Source organism: Mucilaginibacter sp. UYCu711, assembly GCF_050433825.1.
GTDB lineage: Bacteria > Bacteroidota > Bacteroidia > Sphingobacteriales > Sphingobacteriaceae > Mucilaginibacter.
On the sequence record NZ_JBNPWM010000015.1, the window covers coordinates 77,717 to 97,654 of the forward strand.

Annotated in this window: 13 protein-coding genes; 4 read left to right on the forward strand and 9 right to left on the reverse strand. The window is 42.2% G+C overall.

Features of this window, described 5'->3' with window-relative positions; all coding sequences use genetic code 11:
* Positions 1-9: 9 nt before the first annotated feature.
* The 8 genes from ABIB50_RS25400 to ABIB50_RS25435 form a co-directional block, all read right to left on the reverse strand.
* Entirely contained in the window at positions 10-4,581 is a 4,572-nt protein-coding gene (locus ABIB50_RS25400; protein ID WP_429384571.1) for a DUF3320 domain-containing protein, read from the reverse strand.
* 331 nt (positions 4,582-4,912) lie between these two features.
* A complete protein-coding gene (locus ABIB50_RS25405; RefSeq protein WP_429384573.1) occupies positions 4,913-5,221 on the reverse strand; it encodes a hypothetical protein in 309 nt (102 codons plus the stop codon).
* A gap of 462 nt (positions 5,222-5,683) precedes the next feature.
* Positions 5,684-6,040, reverse strand: a complete 357-nt coding sequence (locus ABIB50_RS25410; protein ID WP_429384575.1) for a transposase — start codon at positions 6,038-6,040, stop codon at positions 5,684-5,686.
* Positions 6,041-6,127: 87 nt separating this feature from the next.
* Positions 6,128-6,715 carry an IS110 family transposase gene (locus ABIB50_RS25415; RefSeq protein ID WP_429384577.1) on the reverse strand — a complete coding sequence of 196 codons (588 nt, stop codon included), beginning with the start codon at positions 6,713-6,715 and terminating at the stop codon, positions 6,128-6,130.
* A gap of 93 nt (positions 6,716-6,808) precedes the next feature.
* Complete coding sequence (locus ABIB50_RS25420; protein ID WP_429384579.1) at positions 6,809-7,114, reverse strand: UPF0758 domain-containing protein; 306 nt, start codon at positions 7,112-7,114, stop codon at positions 6,809-6,811.
* A 74-nt stretch (positions 7,115-7,188) separates the two neighbouring features.
* Complete coding sequence (locus tag ABIB50_RS25425; protein WP_429384581.1) at positions 7,189-7,416, reverse strand: hypothetical protein; 228 nt, start codon at positions 7,414-7,416, stop codon at positions 7,189-7,191.
* The gene (locus ABIB50_RS25430) at positions 7,391-7,528 is read right to left on the reverse strand and encodes a hypothetical protein (protein ID WP_429384582.1); all 138 of its coding nucleotides are present in this window, start codon (positions 7,526-7,528) and stop codon (positions 7,391-7,393) included. Before ABIB50_RS25430 ends, ABIB50_RS25425 begins: the two co-directional genes overlap by 26 nt.
* Positions 7,509-7,718 carry an AAA domain-containing protein gene (locus ABIB50_RS25435; protein ID WP_429384584.1) on the reverse strand — a complete coding sequence of 70 codons (210 nt, stop codon included), beginning with the start codon at positions 7,716-7,718 and terminating at the stop codon, positions 7,509-7,511. The genes ABIB50_RS25430 and ABIB50_RS25435 overlap by 20 nt, the downstream gene beginning before the upstream one ends.
* Positions 7,719-8,244: 526 nt before the next feature.
* Here ABIB50_RS25435 and ABIB50_RS25440 point away from each other — a divergent pair.
* Positions 8,245-9,102 (forward strand): hypothetical protein, encoded by an 858-nt coding sequence (locus ABIB50_RS25440; RefSeq protein WP_429384586.1) that lies wholly within the window; start codon positions 8,245-8,247, stop codon positions 9,100-9,102.
* Here the strand turns inward: ABIB50_RS25440 and ABIB50_RS25445 are convergent.
* Positions 9,077-13,261 carry a hybrid sensor histidine kinase/response regulator transcription factor gene (locus tag ABIB50_RS25445; protein ID WP_429384588.1) on the reverse strand — a complete coding sequence of 1,395 codons (4,185 nt, stop codon included), beginning with the start codon at positions 13,259-13,261 and terminating at the stop codon, positions 9,077-9,079. The genes ABIB50_RS25440 and ABIB50_RS25445 overlap by 26 nt on opposite strands.
* Before the next feature lie 518 nt (positions 13,262-13,779).
* On the opposite strand from ABIB50_RS25445, the gene ABIB50_RS25450 reads away from it, so the two are divergent.
* The 3 genes from ABIB50_RS25450 to ABIB50_RS25460 form a co-directional block, all read left to right on the forward strand.
* The gene (locus ABIB50_RS25450; protein WP_429384592.1) at positions 13,780-17,076 is read left to right on the forward strand and encodes a SusC/RagA family TonB-linked outer membrane protein; all 3,297 of its coding nucleotides are present in this window, start codon (positions 13,780-13,782) and stop codon (positions 17,074-17,076) included.
* Between the two features lie 9 nt (positions 17,077-17,085).
* Complete coding sequence (locus ABIB50_RS25455; RefSeq protein WP_429384594.1) at positions 17,086-18,819, forward strand: RagB/SusD family nutrient uptake outer membrane protein; 1,734 nt, start codon at positions 17,086-17,088, stop codon at positions 18,817-18,819.
* A gap of 118 nt (positions 18,820-18,937) precedes the next feature.
* A partial coding sequence (locus ABIB50_RS25460) for an FG-GAP repeat domain-containing protein (RefSeq protein WP_429384596.1) occupies positions 18,938-19,938 on the forward strand: 1,001 nt, incomplete at its 3' end.

Sequence of the window (19,938 nt, forward strand, 5' to 3'; positions counted from 1 at the left end):
ATTGCAAGGTCATAACTTTATACCAAGAACTTTTAGATTTAACCCCTCAAAAGTAATCATACCAGCCTGTATCGCTTTCCCAACAGCTTCCGACAATTGCTGACGCAACTCATCCGTAACCCGGCCAAACCCCAAAGCTTTCGCCACCAACGGCACCGCTTCCTGTTCCGTAATAGATATCGCGTTACCCACCACCTGGCTAATCGCCAACTGAATTTCTTCCGGCGCAATTAACCCCAGCTTTTTGAAACTTGCCGGCAGCTTGCTCCGGTCACGAACCGTAACCACCTGCTCAGGTAACGACAGAAACTCATCTTTCACCACAACCTTGCCTTCCTGCTCCGCCTGCTGCAAAGCCTGCGTCAACGTGTAGCGAATCCGGGAACCGACTTTGGCGATACCGGCCGCATCCGTGATCCGTTTAGCCACTTCATCCAGATGCACCGGTCCTTCAATAGCAACAATTTCTGCTATCCAGCTACCTAACTCTTCAAAGGTATACAAATGGAACTCCGCCCGTACATGCTCAATGTGAATTTCAGCCAGGCGATACTCGGTAGATTCCGAGGCAGTCTCTGATTTATCTTCCCGCTTCAATTCCAATTGGTAAGTATCTGTTTCCCGGTCCAGCTCCGTTGTCAGTGTTTTTGCCTTCTCCAACGCCGTCAACACGCGCTGCAATTCACGGGTAGGGTTTCGGTACCAATCCGTGCTCCAGACCCTACATAAATTCCAGCCGAACAATTCCAGTACTTGTGTCCTTAAACGGTCACGGTCCGTTGCCGATGCTGCGCTCGCGTAGGCCTGCCCGTCGCATTCGATCCCCAGCAAATACCTGCCCGGGTTTTCCGGATCAACGACCGCCAAATCCAAATAAAAACCCGGTGACCCTACCTTACTCCGCACCGTATAACCCGCCTTAGCCAGTTGCGCCGCAACTTCCTCCTCAAAAGGCCGCTGCTCGCTGATGATCACCGGATCCGGCGTATCAAATTTCGCGTGCTGTGCGAAATATAAAAAGCTTTTCAGCGCCCGGATCCCAAACTTTGCCGATTCGCCCAACTTAATATCCTCCGAAGTAATATTCGTAAATACTTTACAACGCATTTTAGCCCGCGTGATCAACACATTCAAGCGTCGTTCGCCACCTTCATTATTCAGCGGGCCGAAGTTCATCGGCACTTTACCTTCCTCCGTACGGCCATAGCCGATACTGATCAGGATCACATCCCGCTCATCACCCTGTACATTCTCCAGATTCTTGATAAAGAACGGCTCATCCGGCCTGCCCGTAAAGAACGTTTCCGTTCCCGGACTCGCCTTTCTTTCTATCTCCAGTGCAGCTTGTATCGCTTGTGCCTGTGCCGTACTAAAAGCCACCACACCCAAACTCTCAGCCGGATTTTTGCCAGCATGGGAAATGACCGCTTTCGCTACCGCTTGCGCTTCCAATGGGTTCGTCCTGGTTTTGCCGCGCTCATAAACCGCAGCCGGTAAATGATGAAACCGTAAGCCCAAGTTTTGCCGTGAACCCGGACTCGGGAAGATCACTAACTTATCCTCGTAAAATTCATGATTGGACAAAGTGATCAACGATTCATGCTGGCTGCGGTAATGCCATTTCAGCATCCGCGTAGGAGCGCCCTGGCCGTCGCACATCCCCAGGATGCTCTGCATATCAGCCGTTACATTTTCTTCCTCATCAATGTCTGTATTGAGCTTATCAAAGAAACTTGTTGGCGGCAGCTGCCGCGTATCACCAACTACAACCAATTGCTTACCCCGGGCGATCGCACCAATAGCGTCAACCGGCCGCACCTGGCTCGCTTCATCAAAGATCACCAGGTCAAATTCAATAGCGCCCGCCGGCAAAAAGTTAGCGATCGACATCGGGCTCATCATCCAAACCGGCTTGATCGCCTGCATCACCTTGCCCGCTTCCTCCACCAGCTTACGGATAGGCATATGCCTCGCCTTTTTGTTAAACTCCGTTTTTAAAATATTCACTTGTCCGCCCGCATTTAGTATTGGCAGACCTTCCCAGTGCTTCAAAGCTACCCGTGCCCGGTTATAATAGAGATTCACCTGATCCAGTTTACGGAACTTGCTGATGATCTCTTCATGGCTGGCCCGTTCAAATTTGGTTAGCTCCGGGCTCAACCGAAATGCCTTGGTAATCAGGTACTCATACCAGGTCTTTTGTAAACTTACTTTAAGCAGCTCAACCGCTTCAGCCCAGTCCGTTGCCGCCTGTACTAAAAATGAAAAGCCATCTTTTTCAGCTTGTGCCGCCAATTGGTTCCAATCCATCACCAGCTGCAGGTCAGCGAATTTTTCCGTAAAGAACCGCCAGCTCGTTTCCTGCCCGGCAAAGTAAGCCGGAAATATCTCCAGCTGCAAGGCACCCAAAGCCTGCTCGGTTTCCTCCGTTGCCAGTTTAAAACAGTTCCGTAAAGTAGCCAGGAATCCTGCCGCTACGGATGCCGGTTGTTGCTGAGCCAGGTAAGCCACCAGCACCGGGTCCGTTACGGAGGCCAGGTATTCTGCCGCCGATTCCAGCGAAGCCCAGTCAGAACGCTGCTTCTGCCAGCGCCCGCCAAACAAACCTGCGGCAAAAGTTTCATATTGCCCCAACAAACCTTCCAGCCGGCGGGCCTCAGAGATCGCATCTACCAGTTTCAATTTCTCACTCGCCTCCGCGGGCAAAGTAATTTTAAGCAACCCGGCCAGTTGCTGTTTGCTTTTACGATAGCCGCCATTCAAATTCCGGTACCAATGATCGCCATGGATAACGATATTTTGCCGGATGGCTAATATGTCTTGCGACCACGCTTCTGCCACAAACGTATCTTTATAGGTCCGGTATAATGCCGCCAGTTCTGCGCCAGCCGCCAGCACTTCGCGGATATCATCCGCCTTGGTTTGCCAAACCGGCTCCGTCACTTTCAGCCCCGACAGATCAGGCGCCGCCGCCGCTTTTTCCAATGAGGCTTCCAGCAAGGGCAGGGTAGTGGCATCAGTCGCTACAGCAAAGCCCGTAGACTCCCCGATTTTTGCCAGCACCGCAACCAATTCTGCCGACGCCCGGTGCGCCATTTGTAAACGCTGTAGCAGCGTTTCTTTATCATGCTGTAAAACAAACAGCAATTTGCTGCCATGAAACAATAAGTTTGCCGGCGTACCTACATCTTTCAACCTCGCCTGTATCCGGTCCGCTGTTTCTTCCGCCAGCCGTACCCGTGCCGCATCCCATTGCTCCAAATCCGGCAACGGCAGCTTCACTAATGTTCTACCCTCGCTCAGCCCGTCAATTTGTAAAAGAAAACCGATTACCTGCTGTGCGCTCAGGCCGCTGCCGGCTAACCGGTGATTGATCGCCTGGCAATAATCATTGAGTTCCACGCGGTAGATCTCCAGCATCTGGATCTCCAGTTCCAGTTTCGCCGTTTGCGGCTTGCCCAGGTCCATCACCCGTTTCAATTCCTGCAGGACTTCCCGCTTATTGGTTTTATGGCTGTGCAATTCTAAACAAGCCACGCCCAGTTCAATATGATCCAGCCGCCGTTTTACGACTTCCAGCGCCGCCATCTTCTCCGCGACAAACAATACTTTTTTGCCCTGGCCGACCGCGTTAGCGATAATATTCGTGATCGTTTGTGATTTGCCCGTACCCGGCGGCCCCTGGATCACCAGGTTACTGCCATCCTGTACCGCCAGCATCGCCAATAGCTGCGAGCTATCCGCATCGACCACCCTAAACAATTCATTTGCTTTGGTATCCGTATCGAGGTCGTCTTCCTCGACCAATGCGTCCTCGTGAAAGCCAGACGCCAGCAAAGCCTGAACATTCGGATGCGCTTCCGGCTTTACCGCTTTTGGCCATTTGGCCGTATCCAGATCATTATAGATCAAAAATTTTCCAAAGGAGAAAAAGCCCAGCTCGATCGCGTGCTCATCAATGCTCCAGCCCGGCTGACGGTTAATATGGCTGCGGATCGAAGCGATATAATCCCCAAAATTAAATTCCTCCGCTTCCGGCATATCCGGGATCGTCAGGTTAAAATCAGTCCGCATCTTTGCCTGCAGCGAAAGGTTCGCGCCAATTTCACTGCCCGTGTAGCGCAGGCGAAAACGCTCCTGTGCGCTCGAACGCTCCAAACTCACCGGCACCAACACCAAGGGCGCTGAGCGCAGCATTTCCGTATCACCGCTGTCATACCAGCGCAGCATGCCTAATGACAGGTACAACAGATTCACACCCTGTTCCTCAATGCTCGTCCGCGCGAAATAATAGGTATTCAATAGCCGAGATTGCAGCTTTAGTTCATCTTCTTCCGTTTGCAAACGCGTGTCCTGGTATTTCTCCAGCCCCTCGGGGAACAAACTACCTTCCTTCAAAGCCAGGAAAGTCATCGACTTCTGTTGCCTCACCAGAATATCGTAGACCGCCTCCGATTGCTCGTCGGCAATATGTACGCCTTTACCTTTGGTTAGTTTATAATTGAGTAAAGGATTGCGCAGGCCAAGGTCCAGCAATTCTTTACGTGATGATTCTAAGCGGGATTGAATAGTTTCCTCCATAAATCAAAACTAAGAAAATCAGCCTGAACTATCAGGCCAAATCATCATCAAAATAGTCTTAGTTGAATCATCGCTGTTTGCGCCTGTTCAATGGCTGTCAGGGTTTTGATAATCAATTCTTGTTTGTAATTGGTCGTATTGGTATTGCCGATCTTCTCGGTAAACATTGTTTTGAGTTTAGCCGGCGCTACAGCTAACGCTGCATCGCGGTTTGGGTACGGCGGGTCGTAACCCGATAGGGCAGAGCCGCCACCCGCGCAGCCAAGCTATAACTAAGCGGATATGACCAGACACCGTTATACCACGACCTATCCGAATCTCGCTATGGTCATTATAAACGTTCGCTGCAACCTGATTTCACTACATCATAATCCAGGAAAGCAGGACGTTTGAACCAGCCATACTGATCAAATTTAATGTCCGTAAAACCAAACTCCAAACCTTTCCGGTAGGCATAAACATTCATAATAAAGGCCCGCAGGCTGTCGCCAAAACCATTGAACCAGGCCAGCTTATTAGCATCTTTATTTTCGATAGCAGTCAGTATCTCTGCCAGCAATTCTTTTTCGTAAGGCATAAAAGCACCGTCGTACTGTTTGACGGCAGTCTTTGAACGAAGGGTTAACGTGAACTTTTCCATAGCAAGACAATTAAGTTTTATTGCCTTACCGCGCGGCACGGGCCGCCTGCCAAGGGCCGCCGGCGTAGCGGCGGTTTATATATCCGCCTATGAAAAGCTTTTTGTGATTTTAAAGCATTATTTATATTTCATCCCTCAAAAGTCTGCGAAAAAGCCAATACCATTTCACTGACAGTTTAACTGTCATTTCCTTAAAGATCACCCCGTGTTTCTCATCCTCCTATTTGCGATCATCCTAAAGAAGCCGCCAGCATTAATTATGGGTTTGTATAAAAGGTGCTGCCTACTTGACGTTGCAAACTAATTAGTTGCAGGGTATACAATGCAATCTCCTCTTTTTCTTTAGAGCACAAAAGGGTCTCTTGTTATTATTGTTTGTCGTGTTAGTATGTGTGTAAACTCGGAGAGTTTTCCTTATACTAACACGTAGGCGCTATGTTATCCGGTTCTTCAATGCTCCCGCTATGTCCGGTTATAACCATCCCCTGATTTGACTACATGCCATACTCTTCGTAATAATATATGGGCTACTTTAACGACTATCTTATTTGGTTGTTTCCCCACATGGGTTCGGTAATAAGTTTGCATAGTTGGATCTCTTCTAACAGATACCCAGGCGCTTTCAATCAAATAACTTCTGATCAGCGTTTTACTCCGATGAGTCAGTCCTCTAACCTGTACTTTTTTCCCCGTGCTGTAAATGCTCGGTATCAGTCCCACAAAACTGGCTAGCTGATCAAACTTCCGAAACCTTTTTATATCACCAAGTTCGGCAAGTATACCAATGACAATTATTGGCGCCATTCCAGGTATGGTCATTAGTAATTGAAAATCGTTTTTAAAGTGCATCGTAATATACTGCCGAAGCTCCCTGTTTATATCCAACCATTCCTGCCTCACAAAGCTTCAGTGCCTAAGCTTACTTTTTAAGCTGGATTTACCGGTAGGATATTTCCATTCAAGATTATTGAGCCATGTGGTCATCTCCCTGGTCCAGGTAGCATTATCAAACTTCAATTGTAATTTTATGCCATAATATAATAGTTCACCCTTAATCTGGCTTTTAAGTTTGCGCATAACTTTGGCCATATTGTTCTTCTGCCTGAAAAGGCTTCTCAACTGTTCCTGTTGCTCGCCCGGTACGTAGATCCCGGAAAGGTGGCCTGATTGTAACTGCATGGCCAAATTTCGGCAATTTATCCGGTCGCTTTTTTGATCTCTGTTCTTGGCACTTGTTGGTATGTCAAAAGGGTTGAGCACTTTAACCTCCCAGCCAGCCAGTGTCAATTGCCGATAAGGCATAAACCAACAACAGGAAGCCTCATAACAACATTCTACAGGATAACTATTAAAGTGCTGATTCACGTATCCAATCAGCGTATCAGGCTTTGATGGCATATTGAACGTTTTATGCTTGAATAGGTCAGTTCTGATACTAACTGCCCAGCTCTTTTTATTGACGTCTATGCCGATAAACAATCGAGGTGTTTGCATAAGCTTAGTGTTTGGTTTTAAACAAAGCTATTACATAAATACTTGACAGGCGGGCCGGGCTCGCGCTACGTTTGCATATCAAACACTTCATTGTTACGGTGAAGGAAATGCCCGCCGGCCAAGTTCCAACGCCGCCATCAGCGTCGCCGCTTTTGCTATGCCGATTCCCCGGAACCGACACAGATGCTCCGCCGTCCTTGTCAATAAACGCGTCGGGTCATCCTTAACCGATTTCATGATCGACTGGCAAAGATTCAGTACAGACAGCTCCTGCGATCCCGTGCAAAGCAGGAACGCCAGCAACTCCGCGTTGCTTAACTTGCCAGCACCAAGCGCATGCAGCTTTTCCCGCGGCCTATTCGTTTCCGGCAATGCCAATACGCCTACCGGGTCAGCCACACCTTCATTTCCGGCCGGTCAAAGAACCGCGCACCTTCGTCAGCAGTCATCCGGGACAATACCATTGACAAAGCTTACACAAAAAAAGCCAAGTCCTCTTCCCAAAGCTGCACCGTTTGGCGGTGATATTTGCCTTCCTCGTAACGCTCACTCGAAGTGATCAATACAAAATGACTCGCATTACTTGCCTTCTTAACATCAATAAAATAATGTTTTTTCCAGTGCCCGAAACTCTCGCTGTCCAGGTTCGGATATTCTGTTTCCCGCGATAAATGATTATTGGTAATCCCAGGCACTTTCATAGCCAACCAAACCCTCGGCATGGGCCATCAGCTCCGCAAAGAACGGCGTTTGCCCCAACGTAGCGCTATCACCCACCAACACCAGTTTGAGTTTAGCCCGGGTCATCGCCACATTCCCGCCGGTAATCCGACAGGAAGCCGATTACACCAGCGTCATTACTACGGGTCAGCGAGATATAGATCACCTCCCGTTCCTGCCTCTGGAAACAATCGACCGTATTGACCTCAACCGGGGTTCCCGCTAACAACCGCTTTAGTAAATTAACCTGCTCCTTGTAAGGTACGATAACCGCGACACGCACGCGTGATAGTTCATCAGTTCAATATGCATTACTATAAAAGCCGCTTCCTCCGGGTTGGCCGTACTCGTTGTTTCCGTATTTAGTTGGCTAAGCGTTTAAATAGTGAAAGGTTGTATGGTTATGGGTTGAGCAATCGTGATAATTAACCAAGACTTTTGGTTTAATCCTATCAAGCTATATTTTTTTGTGGCCTAAAAAGATCAACAAGATTAGACAAGAATTATGGACGAATTTCCAAAATCAATTGCCTGTTTCTGTATATCTTTGAAGTTTGATTTTTATTGTGCGATTTTAAAAGTAGTAGTTAAAATTTAGACTGTCAAATGCAAAAGACAGCAAGTTATTGTGCTCAATTGATATGAACTATCGAATACCAGGCTAACAACTTGCAATTTAATTAAAGATCAATAATATTGGTTTTTTTAGATTTGTTCTATGAGTACAGCGTTACGAAGTTTGTGCAATAATTTATAAAATAGCGATTAGGAGATATAGGGGGCTTTTTTTCAAAGTGTATAAACGATTTATGTTACGTCAGCTTAAGATGCATAATACTGCCAACCTAAGAAAAGGTCAAATCGCAAAAAAGCTACACTATATTTTATTCTCAGCTAGCACAATGTGTTTTATAGGGCACGGTGTTTTTGGTATTATAACCAAGCCTATCTGGGCGAATTATTTTGGAGTTTTTAATATCGGCAGGGCAACTGCATTTACACTAATGCCATGGATTGGAGTAATTGATATTTTGTTGGGTATATCCTTACTGTTATATCCAACACGCGCTATTTTATTGTGGCTTGTTGTTTGGGGGACGTTAACAGCATTGCTTCGACCATTATCTGGCGAGCCATTTGCCGAATTTTTAGAGCGTGCCGGAAATTACGGTGTGCCCTTGGTTTTGTTGCTAATCCATCAAATGGCTAATAAAAAGCCAGGCCATTGGTTTAATAGGCTCAAACCCGTTGTTTTAATTAACGAGCCACTAAGAATCAAAATAACAGCGATGCTGCAAATTATTGTAATTCTGTTCTTTGTAGGTCATGGCTGGTTAAATATAATCGAGAAAAAAGGACTATTAAACCAATACAAGATTTTGGGTTTTTCAAACCAAGTAGCTGTAGCACATTTAGTGGGTGTGTTTGAAATACTAGCGGCGGTTATAGTTATGATCAGGCCATCTGTTACTGTAGTGATGTTATTACTCATATGGAAAATTACAACAGAGATGCTTTATCCGCAAATGGTGGCTTTGGAATGGATAGAACGTGGAGGTAGCTATGGCAGTTTATTAGCGCTATGGGTTATATTAACCCATAAATCTTCCCTGATTTATAATACATCGACCACAATGTCAGTTAAATATCTTGGTCGTTATCAGTAGCGGCGGGGTTCCTTTTCAAAGTTTGCATATATTCTGTAGGCGATTTACCAAATTCCTTTTTAAATACCCGAGAAAAATACGCCGGACTTTGAAACCCTATCCTATAAGCTACCTCGTTTAAAGGAATAACTTCGTGGGTCATCATTTCGATGGCTTTTTTTAGCCGTATAGTTTTTATGAAATCGCCAATGGATTGATCGGAAATGCTTTTTATTTTTTGATAAAGTTTGCTTCGGCTGATGAACAGGTTATTACACAAAAAGTCTACATCAAGGTTAGGGTCCTGGATATTAACTTCAATTAGTCTTAAAAGTTTATTAATAAACTCTTTATCCTTTTCCGAGTGGACTAATTCGGTAGCGTCGGTTAAATAGTCTCGAGTGTATTTAAGTTTGAGTTTTTGGCCCTGCTGAAATATGTTATGTACCGTTAAAACAAGTAGATCAATACTTAATGGTTTAGCAAAATAATAATCTGCCCCGGATTCCATACCCTCTATTTTTGTAACTAAAGCATCTTTTGCTGAAAGGATGACAAATGGAATATGGCTGGTTTCAAACTTGTCTTTTATAAACTTACATAATTCAATACCAGTAATACCTGGCATCATTACATCACTTATTATTAAATCAGGTATTTTATCAGCAGCTATTTTTAAAGCTTCATTACCATCTTTCGCTTCATAAATAAAGTAAAATCTTTCTAACGATTCCTTCAAAAAGGCACGTAGTTCGGGATTGTCATCAACCAATAGTATATACTTGCCTATTTTTTCAGGTAAAAGTTTATCATCAGTATTGCTTTTAGGGGGCATAGGTATGGTAATATCTGTACGTTCAAGCTGGGGTACTATTGCTTCATTACCGGGTGTCAATATTTCTGTGCTGGTATAATTATTTTCGCCCCATGGTAAGCCAATCAAAAATTCAGTGCCTTGGTTTCTCTGGCTGTAAACAGAAATTTCGCCTTTATGCAACTGTACAAGGGTTTTAACCAATGCCAAACCGACGCCCGATCCTAAATGATTATTGCCAATTTGGTAATAACGTTCAAAAATACTGAATAGTGAATCTTTTGAGATGCCGATACCAGTATCTGATATTAAAAAATAAATGTATTTTTCAGCCCGGTAATTATCATTTAACAATTGATATTCAGCGCTAAATGACGGTTTGAAATTGCTTCTGTCAAAAAATAATTCAAGTGTAACCCCACCGTTTGTATTGGTATATTTTAATGCGTTACTTAATAAATTAAATAATATTTTTTCTACTATCTGCGCGTCAAAAAAATTTAATTTTTGTTCGTCACTGGCTTCGAATGTTCGGTCAATAAACTTAAAGCTGATTTTTTTGCTTAACGCCAAGTCTTGAAACTCCATAAATAAACTTTTGGAAAATTCACTTATGTTTAATGGTCTTACTTGTAGTTTAATAGCACTATCCGCAGCTTTTCTAAAGTTCATTAACTCGTTAATAAGGTTAACCATCCTTTTAATATTCCTGAACATTAACTGGAATGAGCTTGAAAGGCTTTCATCTTTATTATTGTTTATCAAGTTTTCCAGCGGCCCGAGTATTAAAGTAAGTGGGGTGCGAAACTCGTGCGATATATTAGTAAAGAACTGCAGCTGCTGTTGAAAAAGATCTTCGCGTTGCTTATGCATTTCTTCGCGTTTGTTTTCGTTTAATTCGCGTATCGCAAATTCTCTTTTTAATTTATACCATCTGGCTTGGTAAATATATATCCATAGCAAACCACCTATGAACAAGGATATATATATCATTTTTGCCAGGAGCGATTTCCACCAGGGTGGGATAATAATAATATCTACCGTTCCCTGATCTGTACTCCAGACGCCATCCGGATTAGTAGCTTCTACAACAAACTTATAATCGCTGTAGTCTAAGTTACTATAGGCTGCGGTAGGGTTTTTGCCATCGGTAAATTTCCATTCTTTATCATAACCTATTAATTTATAACGATAAAAACATTTTGAAGGGTTGCCAAAATGCATGGCACTAAAAGAGATAACAAAATTGTTTTGAAGATAGTTAAGCTTTAATAATTTAGTATAAGTAATGATCTGCGGTAAGCTGTTCTCTATTGAATCGGGCTGATTATAATTTGGTTTTTTATTGTCGATAAGCAGGTCTGTTAAAATTGGACGTACTGAGAGTTGGTTTGGCTTTATCTCCGCTGGATCGAAATAATTAAGTCCATTGATTCCGCCAAAATATAATTTCCCATTTGCCGCTTTATACGATGAACCCACTTTAAAGCTATTACCTTGCAGACCATCATTTTTGCCATATTTGATAAGTTTATTGGTATTAGGATCCAAGCATAATAAGCCGTTACCACCCATCCAAACTTTACCCGATTTGTCGATCTCGAGGGTTTCAACATCGTTAAATACACCCATTGTTTCGGTGTACGACTTAAAGCTATAACCATTATTTCTCTTAAGTGTGAGTTTATCCAACCCTCCGCCTATAGTACCTATCCAGTAGGTACTATCATTTTGTTTGCTAATTGGATATGTATAATCAGAACTTAATGAGTTTAGCCGTGATGTAGCCTGATAATGATAGGTTTTTAGGATATTTCCTTCATTATCAATAACCAATCTTTTTAAACCGTGTGTACTTGAAACAAATACCTCCGGCTTTTTATCATCAGGAAAAATAAAATATCCTTCGTCATAATATTTTACCTGAAAATTATTTTGCTTATCCTTCCATATTACCCCAAAGTTATTCGAGTGGTTGCCAAACCATATATTTCCATATATATCTTTAGCCAATGTTTCTATAGAATTAAGTGGAAATTTTGCGCTTCCCGGCAGTTTTAACAATCTGTTTCTACCCGGATTTAAAATATCAATACCCAAGGCAGTCCCTATCCATAAATTGTGATCATTATCAAAGGTTAATGCTTTGATAGCATCATCATTTAATTTTACTGCTGCTTTGGTGTTATAAAAAAATAATTTTTTTGATTTATAATCATAAAAATTAAGCCCGCTATAATCAGTACCCATCCATAGCCCTTTTCCCGGCTCTTCTAGGATCGATCTTACACAATTGCCCGATATTGAATTTGGATTATCCTTATCATGCTGAAAGGTGAAAAACTTCTTTGCATTTAAATCCCGGTAGTTAACACCGCCGCCAAAAGTACTCACCCATAGGCATTGTGACCTGTCAATATATATATTGGTAAGAGATTGCGAGGTTAAACTAATACCCGGGCTTTTATATGTTGAAATTTGTAACTGCTCTAAATTGCGGTCTAAACATATTATGCCGTTTTTACCGTTTAACCAGTAATTTCCTTTGGCATCTTCACAAACCTGATCAACATACATGCCTACCGGGCTGGTATACTTCCTAATAACATTAAAAGTATTTGATAGTCCGATTCTTCGGGTCGCAAAAATTTCTCTATCACTGGTTACTAAAAGATTTTGTTGGCTATCAATATAAATTTTTGACAGTTCTGAGCCATGGTAGTCGTTTAGTTTTAATTTATGTAAATGTTTTTTTTTATCTATTACCCAGGCACCGTTATTACTTGTAAGATAAATATTTCCTATGCTATCCTGCATCATATCCCAAAACTTTACGCCTTTGGGTTGAGGCAGTTTATGACTAAAAAGAAAATGACCTTTAATTGCGTAACATGTTAAGTACCCGTCGCTAAGATTGTAGATAAATCCTGGCTCGTTCTTAATTAATTTGACAAAAATTGGCTCCGCTTTAAGCCCGTTTACAAAATAATCTGTATATTTTTCTGTTTTCGAGTCGAATTGTTGCAGCCCTCCTTCGCTGGCAACCCAAATACAGCCATTGCTGTCAGGCAACAAGCTTTTTATCCTATTTTTGTACGAGTTTTTAAGTCGGTCGTTACTATTATAAAACTTTTTTACATTATAGCCGTCAAACCTATTTATTCCAAAATGTGTGGCTATCCATATATAGCCTTTATTATCCTGCACAACACAATTAGCATCAGTATGCGATAATCCTTCATCTACCGTAAGGTGATTAAACTTATAGGAATAGGGTTGGCAAAAAACGCTATTTCCTGAAGAAACGATAATCATCATCAGGAAATAAACTTTAATAAAAAACTGGTACAGATGTCTAAAAATCATTATCCATAATAATATAGTAACACAAATTTACAAGTGAGGTTAAGTTTTATTAATTGGTTGCATAACATCAAACCCGCAATTTTTTTGGGCAGGATGTACTTCCGTAGTCTATCCAAAAAAAGCGGTAATTGATTTATAAGACAAAATTATCTTTTACGACGAATAAAAAGCATGTAGAATTAAATATAGACTAAAATGCAAAAAAAATGGATGATTGTGCAAACAGGCATTTGTGATTAGTATGGTTATTTGTCTTAACAATTATAAACCAATGAAGCCAACCTATTAAACTAGATGCCATAAAGGGCTGTTGTTTAAAATGCTTTTTGTTGCGCGGTTTGACATCAGGTAGGTTTAGTTGATGTGAAAGCCAATTATTATCAATCACCTTATTTAAACCGATAGAAGAACTATGCGCAAAAAAAAATAACCTTCCCTATCAACTATGGAATAACAGCTACGGGATGTGGCGTGTATCCTCAATTATTACAATTTCTGTATTTAATCCAAAACCAATTATGAGATATAATTTACCCAAAACAGCCTTCTTGCTAAAAATAGCTAAAGCAGCAATGAATCAGCTGGTAATACTACTTTTGGTAACAAGCACAATTTATGCTAAAAGTAGTAAAGAAAGCACAACTAAAATATCAGCATTAAAAAATGCTAACTTAACAAATGCCCCTTTAATTAATATAAAGGGCAAAATAACTGATAAAGCCACCGGCGAATCGCTTATTGGTGCAACAGTAGTAATTAAAAACACGCAATTAGCGGTAACGACAGATGTTAACGGTAATTATTCATTTAACAACGTTGACAATAATGCCACATTAGTAATAACCTATGTGGGTTACCAAACTACCGAAGTTGCTGTTAATGGTAAAACTGTTATTGATATCCAACTACAACCATCTGCAAATGGTCTTTCAGAGGTAGTTGTGGTAGGTTACGGTACACAAAAGAAAACATCTACCACAGCCGCGGTATCCACTGTTGATTTAACAGAGATTAGGCAAAAACCCGTAGTTAACATTACTAATAGTCTAATCGGACGTGTTTCGGGCGTAATTGCAAGACAAGGAACCGGAGAACCTGGACAAGATGGTTCTACGTTTACAATCAGAGGGGCGGCTACAACCGGTCGTACCGGTGCGTTAACTATTGTAGATGGTGTACCACGTGATTTTAGCCGTTTAGACCCTAACTCTATTGCAACTATAACTATATTAAAAGATGCTGCTGCGGTGGCGCCTTACGGTGTAGCGGGTGCAAACGGTGTGGTAGTAATTACTACCAAACAAGGAAAAACAGGTAAACCGGTATTATCCTATAACGGTTATTACGGCGTCCAGAACCCTACCAGAACGCCAAAATTTGTTGACGCGGTTCAATATGCCAAATTGGTGAACGAAGCTGCAATTAATGATAAACCGACCGATACACCACCTGCTAAACTTCCGTTTTCTGACAGGGATATTGAATTATATGGAAACGGGCTTGATCCGGACGGGCATGCTAATGCACACCCCTTAGATGGTATTATTCGGAAAAACAACCCGATACAATATCATAACTTTACGCTTACAGGCGGTACTGAGGATGTTAAATATTTTGCTTCCTTTGGTTATAACCGCCAGGACGGTATGTGGAGTACAACTTTTCTGAATAAATTTAACGGGTCGTTGGGTTTAACGGTAAATGCTACAAAATCAACTACGGTAGATATAAAAGTAAACGGTTACCAGGAAGATCAACACTATCCATCAGTTGGTGCCGGCAGTATTTTCAGACAGGCGTACAGGCAAACCCCTACAACTCCTGTTCTGTATAGCAATGGGCTGGCAGCCGGCTATATTGGCCAGTCATTATATGGTGAGATATACAATAGCGGCTACGAAATAGATAAAAATAACTCTTTGCTAACGCAAATATCAATAAATCAAAAACTGCCCATTAAAGGCTTAAGTATTAAAGGAGTGTTAAGTTATGATAAAGGGCCAGATCCACTTAATTTTAGCCCTGTTCAAAATTCTACAGTTCGCATACATACACTTCCTGCGTCACTTACCAGTCCTCAACTTCCTGCTCCTACTGCTGCTGTTCCGGCTCCGGTATATGGCCCGGGAGTGGCCTACACTTTCCCATTGTCTTATCAAGGGCAAACCACAACGACACAAAAGTCGAATGTTAATAATATGGCAACCTATCAGGGTATGTTAAATTACGCGGGTACTTTTGGTAAAAGCGAAATTACAGGGCTTTTTGTTACTGAGTACCGTAACGTAAATTGGGAATATTTTCAGGCAGCCCGAATAAACTACAGCTTATCTTTAGAAGATTTAGATTTCGGAGGCACAGTTCCGTCTAACTCAACAGTTAATGGACTTTCTGGCGGACAAAAGCAATTGGGATATGTTTACAGGTTTACCTACGGTTATGCGGGTAAATATTTCGCAGAAGCAGCGGGCCGATATGACGGAAGTTATGTTTTCGCACCCGGACATCGTTTTGGATTTTTCCCTGCCTTCTCTGCAGCTTGGCGCATATCTGAGGAGGATTTTATGAAAAATATTTCATGGATTAATAATCTGAAATTAAGAACTTCATACGGCGTATCTGGTAACTATCCGAACATTCGTAACGGGTTAGATAGGCTCGGGGATCAATACAATAGCCTGGATCAATTTGGAGTAAATGGAGCTTCCGGAGTAATTGGCAATGGAATAACACAGGGCATAGCTGAAAATCTTCAGGGTAACCCTGCTATTACCTGGGAAACCGCTAAAAAGTTTGATGTAGGTGTTGAGGGAACCTTCTGGAACGGAATATTAGGCATTGAAGCAGACTATTTTTACGAAAATCGTTCTAATTTCTTAGTTGACCAAACCGGCGTTTTACCAAAAGAATATGGTGTTACATTGGGCCAGGTTAACGGTGGGAAGTTGTCAAACAAGGGTATTGATCTGACTATAAGTAGCTTTAAACAATTCTCCAACGATTTACGCTTAGATATAAGAGGCACATTTACCTATGCAAAAAGCAAGGTGGTACAGAAGTTTGAACTTGCTTCCACATATAATAACCCTAACAGAAGAGAAACAGGACGACCACTTGGCGAGCAATTTGGACTTCAGTCTTTAGGCTATTATACCTCGAACGATTTTGTTGACCCAACGCTTCACAGCCTTACATTAAAGCCGGGAGTACCCGTACCTAATTATGGACCCGTTAAACCAGGTGATATTAAATATGCTGATATAAATGGCCCTGCCAATGATGGTAAACCAGATGGAAAGGTTGACGCAAACGATCAAACCGATATCGGATTTCCGGTAGTTCCTCAAATCATTTATTCGTTGGAACCACATCTAACTTTTAAAAATTTCGATTTAGATCTGCTTTTTCAAGGAACAGGCAGAAGCAGTTTGATACTTAACGGGTTTTTTGCTTTCCCGTTCAGTGAGACAGGTTCGGTTACTGAATTGGCCTACTCAAATCATTGGACTCCTAATAACCCGAATGCACTATATCCCCGGATTGGATCCGCGCCAACCAGTAACAATAGGGAGCCTTCTACTCATTTCTTAAGAAACACTTCTTACCTTCGCTTAAGAAGTGCTGAATTTGGTTATACATTTTCGCATAAGTTGTTAGGAAATGCTTTTAAAGCGCTAAGAATATATACATCAGGGCAAAATCTGTTTACATGGACACCTTATATGAAGGAATTCGTTGACCCTGAAAACAGTGCTAATGCGGAAACCTATTACCAGCAAAGAGTAATTACAATTGGAGTTAATGCAACATTTTAATTAAAGGATATGAAATTTAAATATAAAGATATAGCAAAAATCTTTTTACTTGGTTTGCTGGTTATAAGTATCGGCTCTTGTAAAAAGGATGGCTTTTTGGATGTGCCGGCCAAAAGCATTTTAACCAGCAAGTCAACTTTCGAGACACAAGCTAATGCCGAGCTTTTTGTAAATGAAATTTATAAACGGTTACCTGACGGTAATGACGCAACCGACCAAACACTTGAAGGCTGGACCGACAACAATAATTGTACATCGGCGAATCACCAGGGGCAAAACAAAATACGTTCCAATGCACTTAGTGCCGGCAATTCTACAACTGGTCCGGGTGACCAATTAGGATGGAGCCAAAATTATACAAACATCCGTAGTTGTAATGTATTTTTGAAGGAGGCAGAGGCTAATAAAAGTGTATATGATGCTGCCTGGTATGCACAGCGGGTTGCAGAAGTAAAAGCTATGAGAGCCTTTTTCTACTCTATTTTGTTCAGAAATTATGGTGCATTACCTTTGATCACTTCACCGCTAAATAATAAGGATGGAAGTGACATTTTATATGCAAGATCAACAATAGATCAAACCGTAGCATTTATAGAAGCAGATTGTGATGCAGCTTCCGCGGTTTTACCATTAACCCAAAGCGCTGCAAATATTGGCCGGATCACAAAAGGCGCTGCTTTAATGATTAAGGGCGATGTGCAGCTTTTTGCAGCCAGCTCTTTGGTAAATAAAGCTAACGATTTGACAAAATGGGCAAAAGCGGCTGCTACCCTTAAATCTGTAATGGATCTGGGTACGTATAGCTTGTTCACTAAATCGTCAGCTACGCCTATAATTTCTACTACTGGTTCGGGTACAACTTCTACAGCTTATAGAGACCAGTTTTTGGCAGAAAATAACTGGAATTCGGAAACCATTCTTGCCAGGGGCTATGCACTGCCCGGCAAGGGCCACAGAAGAGAAGGCTTTATGGGGCCTGTTGTTGTTAACGGTGGTGTTCAGGCTTGGGGAGGCTTTTCGCCTACGCAGGGCCTGGTGGATGATTACGAAATGGATAACGGTAAGCCTATTGAGGATCCTACATCTGGTTATGATCCGCAACATCCATACCTGCATAGAGAGTCAAGATTTGAACAATCTATCATATATGATGGTTCTTATTGGCAGGGAGATATAATGAAAACAAGGCTTGGGGGATCTAACGAGATTGACCTTGGTGGAAAGGGTGATATTTCTAATACAGGATATTATGCCCGTAAAACATTGGATGAATCTATCAAAGGCCAGGCAAGTTTTGCACGTCCTAACATTTCTAACTATATTTTTTACCGTTATGCCGAAACTTTATTAAGTTATGCAGAGGCGCAGAACGAGGCTGCAGGCCCTGACGCAAGTGTGTATGACGCAGTTAAGCAAGTTAGAGCGCGTGTTTTATTACCTGCACTACCCGCCGGATTATCGCAGGATAATATGCGGACAGCTATTCGCCGGGAACGTCGTATAGAGCTTGCTTTCGAAGATAGGCGTTGGTACGATATCAGAAGATGGGAAATTACAGCGAAAGGCCCTGCGGTTTTAACTAAACCAATGTATGGTATGCTGATAACCCCGAATGGTAACAACCTTACCTATGCTCCGGTAGTAGGCTTTCAAAACTCATATTCAGACTATATGAATTGGTTGCCAATTCCTGCTGACGTTTTAAATGCAAATCCAAAACTTGTACAAAACACAGGCTATTAATTTGGCTAATTATTAAAATGAAATTTCACGCCTGGGGTTTATCCCGGGCGTGAAATTTTTTGTTTTATAAAGAGTTTAATGTATGTTTAAATAGGATATCTAAATTAAATAGGCCATAATGTTTAAAAACTTTACCACAGTTTACAGGCAAATAATGCCGGTTTTTGTAACCGGCATTTTGTTGTTTTTTACCGGTTTTAACTGGAGTTGTAAAAACGTTTCACTAACCGATAAGCCAACCGGAGAAACCCCACTTTTTAAGTTACTTACACCCGAGCAAACCCATATTGATTTTACGAATACGCTTACCGAAGGCATTAATACCAATGTGTTAATGTATCAATATTTTTACAATGGTGGCGGCGTAGCCGTAGGCGATCTGAATGGTGATGGCTTACAGGATATTTATTTTACCGGAAACATGACCGATAACAAGCTGTACATGAACGAAGGGCACATGCAGTTTAAAGACATAACCGCGACATCAGGTGTAGCCGGCCGGCCCGGTCCATGGAAAACCGGTGTTACTCTGGTTGATATTAACGGCGATGGAAAGCTTGATATTTTTGTATGCTATTCGGGCAAGCTGCGTGATGCCAAACGGGTTAACCAATTATTTATTAACCAGGGGAATGACAGCAACGGCGTGCCGCAATTTAAAGAGATGGCAGCCGAGTATGGCCTTGGTTTTTCATCATACAGCACCCAGGCTTACTTTTTTGATTATGACCGTGACGGCGATCTTGACCTTTTGTTAGTAAATCATAATATTTTGCGGCTAAATATCCTGGATGATATTGCTGTTAAAGGGTTAATGAGCAAGCCCGACCCACAATCAGGGATCTGCCTGTATCGGAATGATAACGGGCATTTCACGAATATAACAGCACAATCAGGTATAATCAATACCTCACTATCATACGGGCTGGCTGCCGGTATAGCTGATGTTAACGGCGACGGTTGGCCGGATATCTATGTATCTAATGATTACAGCGTACCCGACAGGTTATATATTAACAACGGCAATGGCACATTTACCGATCAACTAACCCACCAGATAGGCCACACCTCTTTTTACTCGATGGGTAATGATATTGCAGATATTAACAATGACGGTAA